General features: G+C 36.5%; 13 protein-coding genes. 6 read left to right on the top strand and 7 right to left on the bottom strand.

Annotated features, from left to right (window positions below):
• Window positions 1-119: 119 nt before the first annotated feature.
• Genes J1905_RS21875 through J1905_RS21860 form a run of 4 tightly spaced genes read right to left on the bottom strand, consistent with a single transcriptional unit; the run spans window position 120 to window position 3,372 of the window.
• Window positions 120-1,112 (bottom strand): YihY/virulence factor BrkB family protein, encoded by a 993-nt coding sequence (locus J1905_RS21875; protein WP_214229341.1) that lies wholly within the window; start codon window positions 1,110-1,112, stop codon window positions 120-122.
• Between the two features lie 3 nt (window positions 1,113-1,115).
• The gene (locus tag J1905_RS21870; protein ID WP_214229340.1) at window positions 1,116-1,526 is read right to left on the bottom strand and encodes an acyl-CoA thioesterase; all 411 of its coding nucleotides are present in this window, start codon (window positions 1,524-1,526) and stop codon (window positions 1,116-1,118) included.
• A complete protein-coding gene (gene mltG / locus J1905_RS21865; protein WP_214229339.1) occupies window positions 1,526-2,584 on the bottom strand; it encodes an endolytic transglycosylase MltG in 1,059 nt (352 codons plus the stop codon). The genes J1905_RS21870 and mltG overlap by 1 nt, the downstream gene beginning before the upstream one ends.
• A gap of 17 nt (window positions 2,585-2,601) precedes the next feature.
• Window positions 2,602-3,372 (bottom strand): PASTA domain-containing protein, encoded by a 771-nt coding sequence (locus J1905_RS21860; protein ID WP_214229338.1) that lies wholly within the window; start codon window positions 3,370-3,372, stop codon window positions 2,602-2,604.
• A 121-nt stretch (window positions 3,373-3,493) separates the two neighbouring features.
• On the opposite strand from J1905_RS21860, the gene J1905_RS21855 reads away from it, so the two are divergent.
• Window positions 3,494-4,480: a D-alanine--D-alanine ligase gene (locus J1905_RS21855; RefSeq protein ID WP_214229337.1), complete on the top strand. Its 987-nt coding sequence runs from the start codon at window positions 3,494-3,496 to the stop codon at window positions 4,478-4,480.
• Between the two features lie 42 nt (window positions 4,481-4,522).
• Here J1905_RS21855 and J1905_RS21850 read toward each other — a convergent pair whose 3' ends face one another.
• Entirely contained in the window at window positions 4,523-5,311 is a 789-nt protein-coding gene (locus tag J1905_RS21850) for a DUF3575 domain-containing protein (RefSeq protein ID WP_214229336.1), read from the bottom strand.
• 129 nt (window positions 5,312-5,440) lie between these two features.
• Between J1905_RS21850 and J1905_RS21845 the strand changes: the two genes are divergently transcribed.
• Window positions 5,441-6,022, top strand: coding sequence for a Crp/Fnr family transcriptional regulator (locus J1905_RS21845; protein ID WP_214229335.1), 582 nt, complete (start codon window positions 5,441-5,443; stop codon window positions 6,020-6,022).
• 64 nt (window positions 6,023-6,086) lie between these two features.
• Window positions 6,087-6,491 carry a DUF983 domain-containing protein gene (locus tag J1905_RS21840; protein WP_214229334.1) on the top strand — a complete coding sequence of 135 codons (405 nt, stop codon included), beginning with the start codon at window positions 6,087-6,089 and terminating at the stop codon, window positions 6,489-6,491.
• Between the two features lie 58 nt (window positions 6,492-6,549).
• Here the strand turns inward: J1905_RS21840 and J1905_RS21835 are convergent, their stop codons facing one another.
• On the bottom strand, window positions 6,550-7,977 hold the full coding sequence (locus tag J1905_RS21835) for an MATE family efflux transporter (RefSeq protein ID WP_214229333.1): 1,428 nt from the start codon (window positions 7,975-7,977) through the stop codon (window positions 6,550-6,552).
• A 354-nt stretch (window positions 7,978-8,331) separates the two neighbouring features.
• Window positions 8,332-8,751 carry an acyl-CoA thioesterase gene (locus J1905_RS21830; RefSeq protein WP_214229332.1) on the bottom strand — a complete coding sequence of 140 codons (420 nt, stop codon included), beginning with the start codon at window positions 8,749-8,751 and terminating at the stop codon, window positions 8,332-8,334.
• 149 nt (window positions 8,752-8,900) lie between these two features.
• Between J1905_RS21830 and rpsO the strand changes: the two genes are divergently transcribed.
• The 3 genes from rpsO to rpe all read left to right on the top strand — a co-directional run bounded on the left by rpsO (window position 8,901) and on the right by rpe (window position 12,337).
• Window positions 8,901-9,203 (top strand): 30S ribosomal protein S15, encoded by a 303-nt coding sequence (rpsO, locus tag J1905_RS21825; RefSeq protein ID WP_214229331.1) that lies wholly within the window; start codon window positions 8,901-8,903, stop codon window positions 9,201-9,203.
• 155 nt (window positions 9,204-9,358) lie between these two features.
• A complete protein-coding gene (pnp, locus tag J1905_RS21820) occupies window positions 9,359-11,509 on the top strand; it encodes a polyribonucleotide nucleotidyltransferase (protein ID WP_214229330.1) in 2,151 nt (716 codons plus the stop codon).
• Window positions 11,510-11,665: 156 nt separating this feature from the next.
• Window positions 11,666-12,337, top strand: a complete 672-nt coding sequence (gene rpe / locus J1905_RS21815; protein ID WP_214229329.1) for a ribulose-phosphate 3-epimerase — start codon at window positions 11,666-11,668, stop codon at window positions 12,335-12,337.
• Window positions 12,338-12,343: the final 6 nt, after the last annotated feature.

Raw genomic sequence — 12,343 nt, 5'->3', positions numbered from 1 at the left:
CAATCGACCACTCTGCCAACTCTCCGCGACAAAAGTACAAATACGACTTGATTTTGCAAATTCAGATTTAGATATTTCTGCTTAAAAACGATAACGCGCTAAAAATGAGTAAGAAAAATTTATCTTTTCCCTAGTTTATCCTCTATTGGAGCCGCTTTTTTGAACAAATTGAAGTTAGGTCTGATGATTTTAACGCTGCGTTTCGACAGATCTACGCTTGCATTTAGCTCAAAGCCGACCAAAAGTATCAGAGAATTTAGATAAAGCCAGATCATAATTACGATAAGTGTACCGATAGAACCGTAAATTTTATTGTACGAACTGAAGTTATTAATGTAATAAGAAAAACCCCAGATGGAGATAAAAGCAAGTATGGTAGCCAGACATGAGCCAGCACTAAAAAACTTCCACTTCTTAGCATGAGCAGGGCCATATCTGTAAAGAATAGAAATTGTTACGAAATATAATACCCCCAACAGCGCCCATCTGGTAAGCTGTATGGCAAAAGTGGTAAAGCTTTCTCTAATATTAAGTTTGCTTTCAATACGGTTTATTGCCAGTTCACCAATAGCCATCGCTGTAATACAAGTAATCACCGAGAAAGAGATAATCAAGGTAAGTAAAATAGCCATCAAGCGTTGTTTAAGCCAGCTTCGTGTTTCAATAATTAGGGACGATTTATTAAAAGCCATCATTAAGCTATGTACCCCATTAGTAGCAAAGAATAACGACAAAATAAAACCGAAAGATAGCAAGCCCCTGTTTTGCTTATGCACTATCTCATCAAGTGTAGTGCTAAAAGCATTATATGCATCCTCAGGTAAAATTAAAATAATCAGTTGCATCAGCTGATCCTGAAAACCAATTTTCTTGGGTATAAAAGGGATCAGTGTAAATAAGAAGATGATGGCCGGGAAAATGGCCAGCATAAAGTTATAAGCCAGCGATGAAGCTTTATTAACCAAAGATTCCTTGCCAATTTCTTTAAAAAAGAAAGTAGCGACAGTATAAATAGGAAGTGGACTAAAGCCTGGTAATACACAAACTTTTGTCCAGCTAATAAATAGAGAATAAAGTCTGATCTTTAAAAGCTGCTTATGAATCCACTCCATTTTTTAAATAAAATAACTTCGGACATTTTTCATGAAACTTTCCGGCGGTTGACATGGCCTTCTGGTTTCTTTGTTTACGAAAACAAGTGTAGTTTTTCCTGTGTTAATTAGTTCTTTATTGTTATTGTAGATTTCGTAATCTACTGTTAATCTAACTGTTGGTAATTCGTTAACAATCGACTTTATGGTAAGTGTCTGATTATAAAACGCGGGCTTCAAAAACTTCGATTGAAACTCTAAAATCGGTAACATCACTCCATCAGCTTCCATCGATTCGTATGTGATACCCGAACAGGCTTCAAAACACTCTGTTCTGGCCAACTCATAATATTGAGCATAGTTGCTATGGTGTACTACACCCATCTGATCGGTTTCTACATAACGAACTTTAACCGTGCTTTCGTGTACAAACATTACTTAAAGATATTGCGTTTATTTAAAGCATCTCTATACTTTTTTGCATTCTTTTCATGTTCCTGAACAGTTACTGCAAAATTATGATAGCCCGAAAAATCCTCCTTAGCACACATATAAATATAGTTATTATTATCACGGTTTAATACAGCATCGATAGCATTAATACTTGGCATCATGATAGGACCCGGAGGCAAACCAGCATATTTATAAGTATTATATTTCGATTGTACGTTTAATAATGAATTGGTAACACGTTTAACCGTAAAATCATTATTAGCAAAAATAACAGTAGGGTCGGCCTGAAGCAATATTCCTTTATTTAAACGATTTAAATACAAACCTGCAATAATTGGCATCTCTTTGTCGTATAAAGCTTCAGCATCAACAATTGAAGCTAAAATAGAAACCTGAATAGGAGTAAGGTTTAATGAGGCAGCTTTTTGTTTACGATCTGCATTCCAGAACTTATCGTATTCAGTATGCATTCTGTTAAAAAACTCAGGAGCCGTAATGTTCCAGTACATTTCGTATGTATTAGGAATGAACATTACATAGCTGTTATCTTTATTGAAACCATATTTTTCAAGTAAAGCAGCAGAGTCAAGCAGATTGAAGAAAGTTAAAGAGTCCGGCTCAAGATTTCTTGCCAGATAACCCGCAAAGTTTTCTTTTTTTCTTAAGTTCTGAAACTTAAGTTTTACAGGGTCTTGATTACCAGATTTCAACATATTGATAATGCTGCGGTTACTCATCCCTTTTGTTAGCTTATAACGACCTGGTTTTAGAGAACGCGCAAGTTGCATTTTACCCGATGCCTCACTAAAAGTACCTATGTCAGTTAACATATCTTTTAGCTTAATCTCTTTAAAAACGTCGTCAATATTATATCCTGTTCTTACGTACAAATATTTTTCGTTGCCCGTAACGTTCGGAGCCATGTACACTTTATATAGTTTTAGTCCGTAAAAGCCACCAGCAATTAAAACAACCAATAGTACGCCTAATATTACTTTGATGCTCTTTTTAAGGCCTGTTTTGTTTTCTTCGTTTGACATATGTAAATGATAGTGAATTATTTTTTATTAGATAGTGTAATGTTTACCGGTGTGCCAATTTTAACTTTAGTTACAGAATCGGTTACAAATGGATCCTGCTTAATAATTACAGCATTTGCTGAATCTGTTATAATGCCTTCATAACTAACTGTTCCAAGATTTAGCATTGCACCATTTCTCAATGCAAATATTGCTTCATCTTTAGTTAAACCAACTAATGTTGGAATATCTACTTCTTCATTTCCTTGTCCATTGCTCAATAAAAAGTCTATTCTCGACCCTTTAGGGATCATTTCTCCAGCTTTAATCGGTAGGTTGCCAAATGAAACTTCTAATACAACATCCTTACTCACATCTGGTTTATATGTAGTGTCTCCAAGTTTCAAGCCATAACTTTCAATTATACCTTGTGCCTGTTTAAATGATTTAAATAACACGTCTGGAAATTTTACATTAGGCGCTTTATTCATACTTACCGTAAGGTAAATGGTTCTGTTGTCTTTTACAAAAGTTGCAGGATTCGGGTCTTGATCTATCACAGTTCCCGGAGGAGTGTCCATAATGTACACCGAATCTACTTCATAACGTAAACCCAATTGCTCCAATTTACTAACTGCCTGTGTAAATGATAGTCCTTTAAGTGCAGGTACATTTAAACCCTGTCCATGTTTGGTGTAATACCTTAAACTAAAGAAGGCGATGAATAGAATTACGGCAACAGTGATTGCTGCTGCGAGAAAGTTATTTCTAAATGATTTTGTTTTTAAATAAGATATGAATTTGCCCATGCGTTTTTCTCTTCTGAAGGTATTGCGTCCAAATTTAGATTAAAATAATATTTTATTGGAATTAAAATAACATCTGCACCAACTAATTTATATTTGTGTGCGCAATCAATACGATTAGAATATGAAGAAAACAATAGCATTGCTAACCGGAGGCACTACAGGCGAATGGGTAGTGTCAGTTAAAAGTGCCGCCACTATAGCACAAAATTTAGATGCCAGCAAGTTCGATGTTTATAAAATTATGCTTACTCAGCAGGGTTGGTTTTATGAACCTGCTGATTCTGTAAAGATAGAGGTAGACCGCAATGATTTTTCTATTACCATAAAAGGTAGAAAGATAATGTTTGAAGGTGTATTTATAGCTATACATGGTGCACCTGGAGAGGATGGAAAATTGCAAGGGTATTTTGATATGCTTAATATCCCTTATACAACTTGCGATGCACTGACGTCTGCTATTACCATGAATAAAGGTTATACAAAGGCAATTGTACAGGGAATAGACCAGTTGTATGTGGCTAAATCTGCTCAGATCTTTAAAAATGCATCTTATGATTTAACTCAGCTTAAAAAAGATCTTAAGTTGCCATACTTTGTTAAGCCAAATAATGGTGGCAGTAGTATTGGAATGAGTAAAGTGAGTCATGCTAATGATCTGGAAAAAGCGCTTGAAAAAGCTTTTCATGAGGATACCCAAATTCTGATTGAGGAATTTATCTCAGGCAGAGAGTTTACTGTTGGTGTTGTAAAGCTTGATGGTAAGATAAAAGTGTTGCCAATTACAGAGGTAGAAACAGCTAAAGAGTTTTTTGATTTCGAAGCAAAGTATACTCCCGGTGTTGCAACTGAAACAACTCCTGCACCGGTTAAACCAGAAACCAGAGATAGGGTAGCGAAAATAGCTGAGGCTGTTTATGTTAAATTAAACTGCCGCGGCGTAGTGCGCATCGATTTTATTCTGACTGAAGATGAAGGTGATTTCTATTTCATAGAGATAAATACTATACCAGGTCAAACGGCTACTAGTTTTATCCCTCAGCAAGTTGCTGCGATGGGGATGAAGTTAAGTGATTTTTATACGAAGTTGATTAAAGAAACAATAGGGTAGTATAAAGTCGTCATTCTGAGTTTGGCTCAGAATGACGATCGATTAAAACCTAACCCCTACACTAATGCCAGCTCTTAATCCTGCCCAGGGGCCATTAAAACTAACTTTGGCGCCATTACCATCCACAGTAGATTTAGTTTTTACGATTGGGAGGTCATCTAAATCTTCCAAAGTATCCCGCAAGGCTTGCTGTTCTTCCGGACTTAAAGTCTTCTGACCGGAAATATCTCCATTAGAAGAACCATAATTTGGGCCTAAAATCCACCAGTCAATGGCAACTCTTTTTCCTATTACCCATTGCGAACCAAAAAGTACACCACCTGTAAAAGCGGTAATATTTCCTTCAAGAGGCATTGTTTCCATTCTGATATCTTGAGTAACCGGATCTTCAACTTCAAAATCAAAGGGAACCTCTGCAGTATATCTTGCATATCTGACAAAAGGGGCTACATAAAATCCCTTAAAAAAACCTTGGCCTAAATAAAATCTCACCTCTGGAGTAATCGCGAAGTTGCTTGTTTTAAATTTTTTGATATTTTCTCTTAACTGATCGTCATCTTCAATTTGATCTTCAATTACAGAACTAAGCGGCAGCTTTGATTTTGGAGAGAACCTGAAGCCAACTGCTACTGAGATTTTTTGCTTTATTGACCGCTCATATTGAAAAGAGTAGTTCTTTAAAAGAAGTGCAGGAATATTCCATTTAACTATGTTTTTTTGGTCAGATTCATCATCATTTGAATACTGAGCTTTTACAATTGTTGTACTTGCTATTAAAAGTAAAATGATCCCGCTTAAAAGTGTGATAGTTTTAGTAGAATTTCGTTTCATAAATTTCTCTTTTAGTTATTGTCCTATTTCCTCTAAGTTACATGTAAATAGTAATTGAAAAAAATACCTATTAGTAGGTATTTTTTTAAGGGTATCCTTATATTAGTAAATCAAGTTTTGCTGCAAATCATGACGATTAAGTATTTATTAGACAGTAATTTTAAGCCAACATCTTATGGAAAAGGGGATGTAATTTACGAACCAGGGGCTCAACCAAGAGCCGTTTATTTTATAAAAAGCGGTAAAGTAAGGATGGTTACTGTAAATGATGATGGCAAAGAATTTATTCAGGGCATCTTTAAAACCAACGAATATTTTGGCGAACCAGCATTATTACTTGATAAGCCGTATTTGGCATATACAATAGCTACTCAGGATTCAGAAATTATAGCGGTAAAGGGCGAAGATTTTCTCAAAATGCTAAAGGATCATCCAGATTTTAGTATGAAGCTTATTCAAACATTAAGCCATCGTTTGTTCTACAAATCTATGATGCTCGAGGAGTTGGCAAATGAGCATGCAGAACACAGGATAAGAACATTAGTGGCTTATCTTTTTAAAGATGTAGAGCATGGGCAGGAGTTAAAAGTAACAAGACAGCAGCTTGCTGATATGAGTGGATTAAGGGTTGAAACAGTAATTCGTATCATTAAAAAGCTGTCAGATCAGAAGGAATTGAAGCTGATGAAGGGGAAAATCATTAAAATTTAAGTATGATCTGGATCATAAATTAAATGTTTAATGTATCGTATTTTTGTATCATAATATTAAAGTTATGAAACCAATATCAAAAATACAGGCAGTTGTTGAGTGTAAATGTCCAAGATGCAGAAAAGGCCAAATATTTTCGGGTAAGCTTTATGCTTTTAAAGGACAAACAACTAATGAGTATTGTCCAGTTTGTAACCTTCGCTTCGAAAGGGAACCGGGCTTTTTCTATGTAGCAATGTTTATTAGCTATGCTATGAACGTTGCAGAAATGATTACCATCGCAGTTGCCACATATATATTAGGACTTGAGCTCACTTACGAAAATCTGTGGGCCTTTGTAGCAATTATTATGGTAGGAGTATTTCTTTTTGCTCCTTTAAACTACCGTTATTCCAGAGTGTTTTTACTTCATTGGCTTACACCTGGCTTAGGGTATGTTCCTGGTGTTGAAACAGCAAAAGCAAATTAGATTCTAGTGGATATATAAATAAAGTCCTTCTGAATTTATTTCAGAAGGACTTTATTTATTAAACCTTTATGGTCTTCCATCGGCCAATTTTAAACAGGATGTAACCCGCTAATGCTATACCAGTTTCTGCCACAGGAATGGCAATAAATACGCCTACAGGTCCCAATCCCATATCTTTGGCTAAGAAGTAACCCAAAGGAATCTGGAATAACCAAAACCCGAAAAGGTTAACCCAAGTTGGTGTCCACGTGTCGCCAGCGCCATTAAACGTGCTGATCAGTACCATACCGATTCCATAAAATATGTACCCAAGGCTCATAATCTGAAGTGCATTTTTAGCAACCTCCTGTATCAAAATATCATTAGTGAAAAACGATATAAAATACCTGCCAACTCCAAAGGTTAGTGCCATAACAATGACCATGTAAATCACGATGTACTTAGCGGTTTTCATTACCGATTGTTCAGCACGATCAATGCGTTTTGCACCAAGATTCTGGCCAACCAATGTAGCTGCTGCATTGCTCATTCCCCACGCTGGAAGCATAAAGAACATCATTAGTCTTAAAGCAGTTTGGTAACCTGCCGATCCATGATCTCCGCCTGTAGTTGCCACAAGTTGTGCTAAAAATATCCAGCTGCATGATGCAATAACAAATTGGAAAATGCCCGGAGTAGCAATTTTTAATAATGCTTTTATCTGTTCCCAATGAGGTTTAAAGTAATGCAATTGTATCTTTAAAAGACTTTTTCCACTCACAAGGTGATAAACCTGATAACAAACGCCAATGCCTCGTCCGATGGTTGTTGCCATTGCAGCACCTGTTAATCCAAACGCTGGTATTGGTCCAAAACCATTAATTAAAACCGGACATAGAATGATGTTGGCAATATTGGCAATCCACAAACTCTTCATGGCTATAGCTGCATTACCCGCACCTCTAAAAATTCCGTTTATAAGAAAAAGCAATACAATGATGATGCTACCACCCATCATAATGCGCATAAATGGTGTGCCTTGTGCGGCTGTCTCTGCCGACGCACCCATCAGTAATAAAATGTCTGTAGCGTAAATAAGTCCGATAACGCTGATAATCACATTAAAAAATACAGCAATTATGATGGCTTGCATACCTGCTTTTGCGGCAGCTGCCGGATCTTTTTCGCCGATTCTTCTGGCAACAACCGCTGTTGCGGCCATGCTCATGCCTATAGCAAGTGAATAGATAACTGTAAGCACAGATTCCGTTAGCCCTACAGTTTGTATGGCGTGACTGCTGTTGTGTAAATGGCCTACAAAGTAAAGATCTACCAGTGCGAAAACAGATTCCATGGCCATTTCTAACATCATGGGGATGGCTAGTAAAATAACCGCTTTACGGATACTTCCTTGTGTAAAATCGAGCTCTTCGCCTTTGAGGGCTTGTTTAATAAGTGTAAAAATTTGAGATAGCTTGCCTATTGAAGCTGTATTTTGTTCTAACATTGGGTAGGGGAAAAATAGTAAATAAACCGTATTCAGCAAGAAATGCTGTGTCTTTATTTTCGTGAAAAGGTGGAGTCCTTGGTTTTTTAGAACCTCAAACGGACTGCAAGTACTTTCATCGTAATGCGGTTGAGTTAGAAAACAAATATATATTATTTACAAATACATTGCTAGCATTTGTGAAATTTTATTTAAGATTCCTAAGAGAGAAGTCGGGTTGGATTGTTCGATGTAAGTCCATGTTGAGTCCATGGTAAGTCCATGTTGTGTCCATGTTTTTCCAGTAAAAACATGGACCTAATGTTTATTTTATGTAGAAAGAATGTTGTGTCCTATTAGACTTGCATTAAGCTGTTAAATACTGTATGCTTTTATCATTTCTTCATTTACTTTGCAGCCTTTTCCGGTGGTGGTGTCAATCATTACGTAATCAAACCAACCATCAGAAGCAATTTTTCCGGTTCTTTTGTTCTCAATTTCAAACTGTACTCGACAGCCTTTTTCGTTGATAGTTAAAATTCCGGTACGAACGGCAATCACATCGCCAAGAATAAGTGGACGCTTAAAGTCTACCAGTGCAGTACGAACTACCCAGCCGAAACCACTATCTAAAAACGATTCCATGGGCATTTTATAAAATTCGGCCATCTGATCATAACGTGCAGCGAGTACGTAATCAAAATATTTGCTGTTATGTACATGATTAAACATATCTATATCATCAGGACGTACTTTTAGTTCACTTTCAAAAATACTGTATTGGGTTTTTTCCATAAAATAAGTTGTTACCGCAACAAAAATAGGATTTAGGAATGGGCAATTTATAGTCAGATCAATTTTTTACGCCTACTTGTTAATCTTTAAAACTTACACTATCTTTGCACGCAATTAATTAATCATTTAAACTTTAGTATCATTCAAGAATGTATTTAAGTAAAGAAAAGAAAGCTGAAATCTTTAAACAGCACGGTGAAGTAGAAACTAACACAGGTTCTGCAGAAGGTCAAGTAGCGTTATTCACATACCGCATAGCTCACTTAACTGAGCACTTAAAGAAAAATCGTAAAGATTTCTCTACTCAGTTGTCACTACAAAAATTAGTAGGTAAACGTCGTGGTATTTTGGCATATCTATTTAAAAAAGATATTAGTCGCTATCGTGCTATCATTAAGGCTTTAGGTCTAAGAGATATCATTAAACCTTTGGGGTCGAAAGACAGCAAATAAGCGTAATTGTATCAGGAAAAGCCATTCTTTAGAGAATGGCTTTTTTAATTTTATGATGAAATTGTTTGAGTTTTATCTTAAGTTTGGAAAATAAAAAACAACAATATATAAACAAGGTGTATCGAAAGAGGAAAATGCACCACAACAATTATTAAATGAATGTAATAAAAAAATCGTTCGACTTGGGCGATGGAAGAACAATCGAAATTGAAACAGGAAAATTAGCTAAGCAAGCTGATGGTTCGGTAGTAGTAAGAATGGGCGATACTATGTTATTGGCAACTGTAGTTTCTACAGTAGGTGCTAAAGCTGGTGTCGATTTTTTACCTTTATCTGTTGATTATCAGGAGAAATATGCTGCCGCAGGCCGTATCCCTGGAGGTTTTCTTCGTCGCGAGGCAAGATTATCTGATTATGAAGTTTTAATTTCACGTTTAGTAGATCGCGCTTTACGCCCGATGTTCCCTGAAGATTACCACTCTGATACTCAGGTAATGATCTCATTGATCTCTTCTGATAAAAATATAATGCCTGATTGTTTAGCAGGTTTAGCTGCTTCGGCTGCTATCGCGGTTTCAGATATTCCTTTTAACGGACCAATTTCTGAAGTACGCGTTGCTAAAATTGATGGACAACTAGTAATTAACCCTTACGTAAATGATTTAGAGCGTGCTACAATGGAATTCCTTGTTGCAGGTACTGAAAGAGATATCGTAATGGTTGAAGGTGAGTGTGATGAGATTTCTGAAACTGAAATGGTTGAGGCAATTGAATTTGCTCATAAAGCAATCGTTATTCAGGTTCAAGCTCAAAAAGAACTTGCTGAACTTGTAGGTAAAACTGTAAAACGTGAGTATTCTCATGAAGACAGCAACCTTGAGTTAAGAGAACAAGTTTTTACTGCCACTTACGATAAAGTTTATGCTGTAGCGAAAAGCAACACAAGTAAAGGTGAGCGTGGTGATGCATTTGCTACTATTTTAAAGGATTTTGTTGCTACATTAGGTGAAAACATTGATGATGTAACTAGCTTCCTTGCTAAGAAATATTTCCACGATGTACAATATGATGCAATTCGTAACCTTGTTTTAGACGAAGGAATTCGTTTAGACGGTCGTGATGTACGTACTGTACGCCCTATCTGGAGTGAAATAGGTTATTTGCCTTCTGCTCACGGTTCTGCAGTATTTACACGTGGTGAAACTCAATCATTAACTACTGTTACTTTAGGCTCTAAAGATGATGAGCAAATGATTGATGGTGCTTTCATCAATGGATACAATAAATTCTTATTGCACTACAATTTCCCTGGTTTCTCAACTGGTGAGGTTCGTCCTAACAGAGGTGCAGGTCGTCGTGAAATTGGTCATGGTAACTTGGCAATGCGTTCATTAAAGAAAGTATTACCAGGGTTAGAGGAAAATCCTTACACCATCCGTATCGTTTCTGATATCTTAGAATCTAATGGTTCTTCATCAATGGCGACTGTTTGTGCTGGTACATTAGCACTTATGGATGCTGGTATTAAAATCAAAGCTCCGGTATCGGGTATTGCAATGGGTTTAATTACTGATGAGAAAACTGGTAAATATGCAATCCTTTCTGATATTTTAGGTGATGAAGATCACTTAGGTGATATGGACTTTAAAGTAACTGGTACTGAAAAAGGTATTGTTGCTTGTCAAATGGACTTAAAAATCAATGGTTTGAAATGGGAAGTGTTAACAAACGCTTTAAATCAAGCTAAAGAGGCTCGTTTACACATCTTAAATGAGATGAAGAAAACAATTTCTACACCTCGTGAGGATTACAAAGACCATGCTCCACGTATCGTTTCTTTAACTATTGATAAAGAATTTATTGGTGCTGTAATTGGCCCAGGCGGTAAGATTATTCAGGAAATGCAACGTGAAACCGGTGCTTCTATCTCTATCGAAGAGGTTGGAAACAAAGGTATCGTTGAAATCTTTGCTGATAACAAAGCTGCAATTGATGCTGCTGTTACTCGTATCAATGCAATTGCTGCTAAACCAGAAATAGGTGCAACTTATAGTGGTAAAGTAAAATCTATTATGCCATTTGGTGCATTTGTAGAGATTATGCCAGGTAAAGATGGTTTACTTCACATTTCTGAAATCGACTGGACTCGTTTAGAAACTATGGACGGTGTGTTTAAAGAAGGTGATAAAGTTGAAGTGAAACTTTTGGATGTTGATAAACAAGGTAAAATGAAACTTTCTAGAAAAGCTTTATTGCCTCGTCCGCCAAAAGCAGAAGCTGCTCCAGCTGAAAATAAACCAGCTTAATTAAAAGGTAAGACTGTCAGCCGACGGTAAATCCTTCGGTTAGTTAGTTTCTTATATATGGAAAACCCCGCAAATTGCGGGGTTTTTTGGTTTAAAATGGGTTATTTATTTATATTTACACATGTAAACCAGCTATAATTTTAAAATACATTCCTTATGAAACATCTTATTGCTCCATCTGTACTTTCGGCTGATTTTGCTAACCTTAAACGCGATATTGAAATGATAAATGCGAGTGAGGCAGATTGGTTTCATGTGGATGTAATGGATGGCGTATTTGTGCCAAACATCTCATTCGGTTTTCCGGTAATGGAGGCGATAAAAAAATACGCTACCAAGCCATTAGATGTTCACTTAATGATTGTTAATCCCGATCAATATATTGAGCGTTTTGCTGAAGCAGGAGCATCGGTAATAACTGTGCATTACGAAGCTTGTACACATTTACATAGAACAGTTCAGGCAATTCATGCGACTGGATGTAAGGCAGGTGTTGCAATTAATCCTCATACTCCGGTATCGTTACTTAAAGATATATTGGTAGATCTGGATATGGTTCTTGTGATGTCGGTAAACCCTGGGTTTGGCGGTCAGAAATTTATACCTAATACGCTAAACAAGCTTAGAGAATTGAAAGCAATGGCACTGGCTATTAACCCTAATTTGTTAATTGAGGTAGATGGTGGGGTAGGGATACAAAACCTGGCTGATTTAATAGAAGCAGGTGCAGGTGTTTTTGTTGCAGGAAATGCTATTTTTGGTGCAGCCTCTCCAACAGCTATGATCTCAGAATTAAAACAACTTAATGCGCAATTGAAATCGTCATAAGCCTAC

The organism is Pedobacter sp. B4-66 (assembly GCF_018492665.1).
Classification (GTDB): Bacteria; Bacteroidota; Bacteroidia; order Sphingobacteriales; family Sphingobacteriaceae; genus Pedobacter.
This window is presented reverse-complemented; position numbering and strand designations above follow the sequence as displayed.

Bases quoted from the DNA above. Each gene is read 5' to 3' on its own strand.
- J1905_RS21860 (WP_214229338.1), bottom strand. From the start codon at position 3,372: ATGGGCAAATTCATATCTTATTTAAAAACAAAATCATTTAGAAATAAC.
- J1905_RS21830 (WP_214229332.1), bottom strand. From the start codon at position 8,751: ATGGAAAAAACCCAATACAGTATTTTTGAAAGTGAACTAAAAGTACGT.
- rpsO (WP_214229331.1), top strand. From the start codon at position 8,901: ATGTATTTAAGTAAAGAAAAGAAAGCTGAAATCTTTAAACAGCACGGT.
- rpe (WP_214229329.1), top strand. From the start codon at position 11,666: ATGAAACATCTTATTGCTCCATCTGTACTTTCGGCTGATTTTGCTAAC.
- pnp (WP_214229330.1), top strand. From the start codon at position 9,359: ATGAATGTAATAAAAAAATCGTTCGACTTGGGCGATGGAAGAACAATC.
- J1905_RS21845 (WP_214229335.1), top strand. From the start codon at position 5,441: ATGACGATTAAGTATTTATTAGACAGTAATTTTAAGCCAACATCTTAT.
- J1905_RS21840 (WP_214229334.1), top strand. From the start codon at position 6,087: ATGAAACCAATATCAAAAATACAGGCAGTTGTTGAGTGTAAATGTCCA.
- J1905_RS21850 (WP_214229336.1), bottom strand. From the start codon at position 5,311: ATGAAACGAAATTCTACTAAAACTATCACACTTTTAAGCGGGATCATT.
- J1905_RS21855 (WP_214229337.1), top strand. From the start codon at position 3,494: ATGAAGAAAACAATAGCATTGCTAACCGGAGGCACTACAGGCGAATGG.
- J1905_RS21835 (WP_214229333.1), bottom strand. From the start codon at position 7,977: ATGTTAGAACAAAATACAGCTTCAATAGGCAAGCTATCTCAAATTTTT.
- J1905_RS21870 (WP_214229340.1), bottom strand. From the start codon at position 1,526: ATGTTTGTACACGAAAGCACGGTTAAAGTTCGTTATGTAGAAACCGAT.
- J1905_RS21875 (WP_214229341.1), bottom strand. From the start codon at position 1,112: ATGGAGTGGATTCATAAGCAGCTTTTAAAGATCAGACTTTATTCTCTA.
- mltG (WP_214229339.1), bottom strand. From the start codon at position 2,584: ATGTCAAACGAAGAAAACAAAACAGGCCTTAAAAAGAGCATCAAAGTA.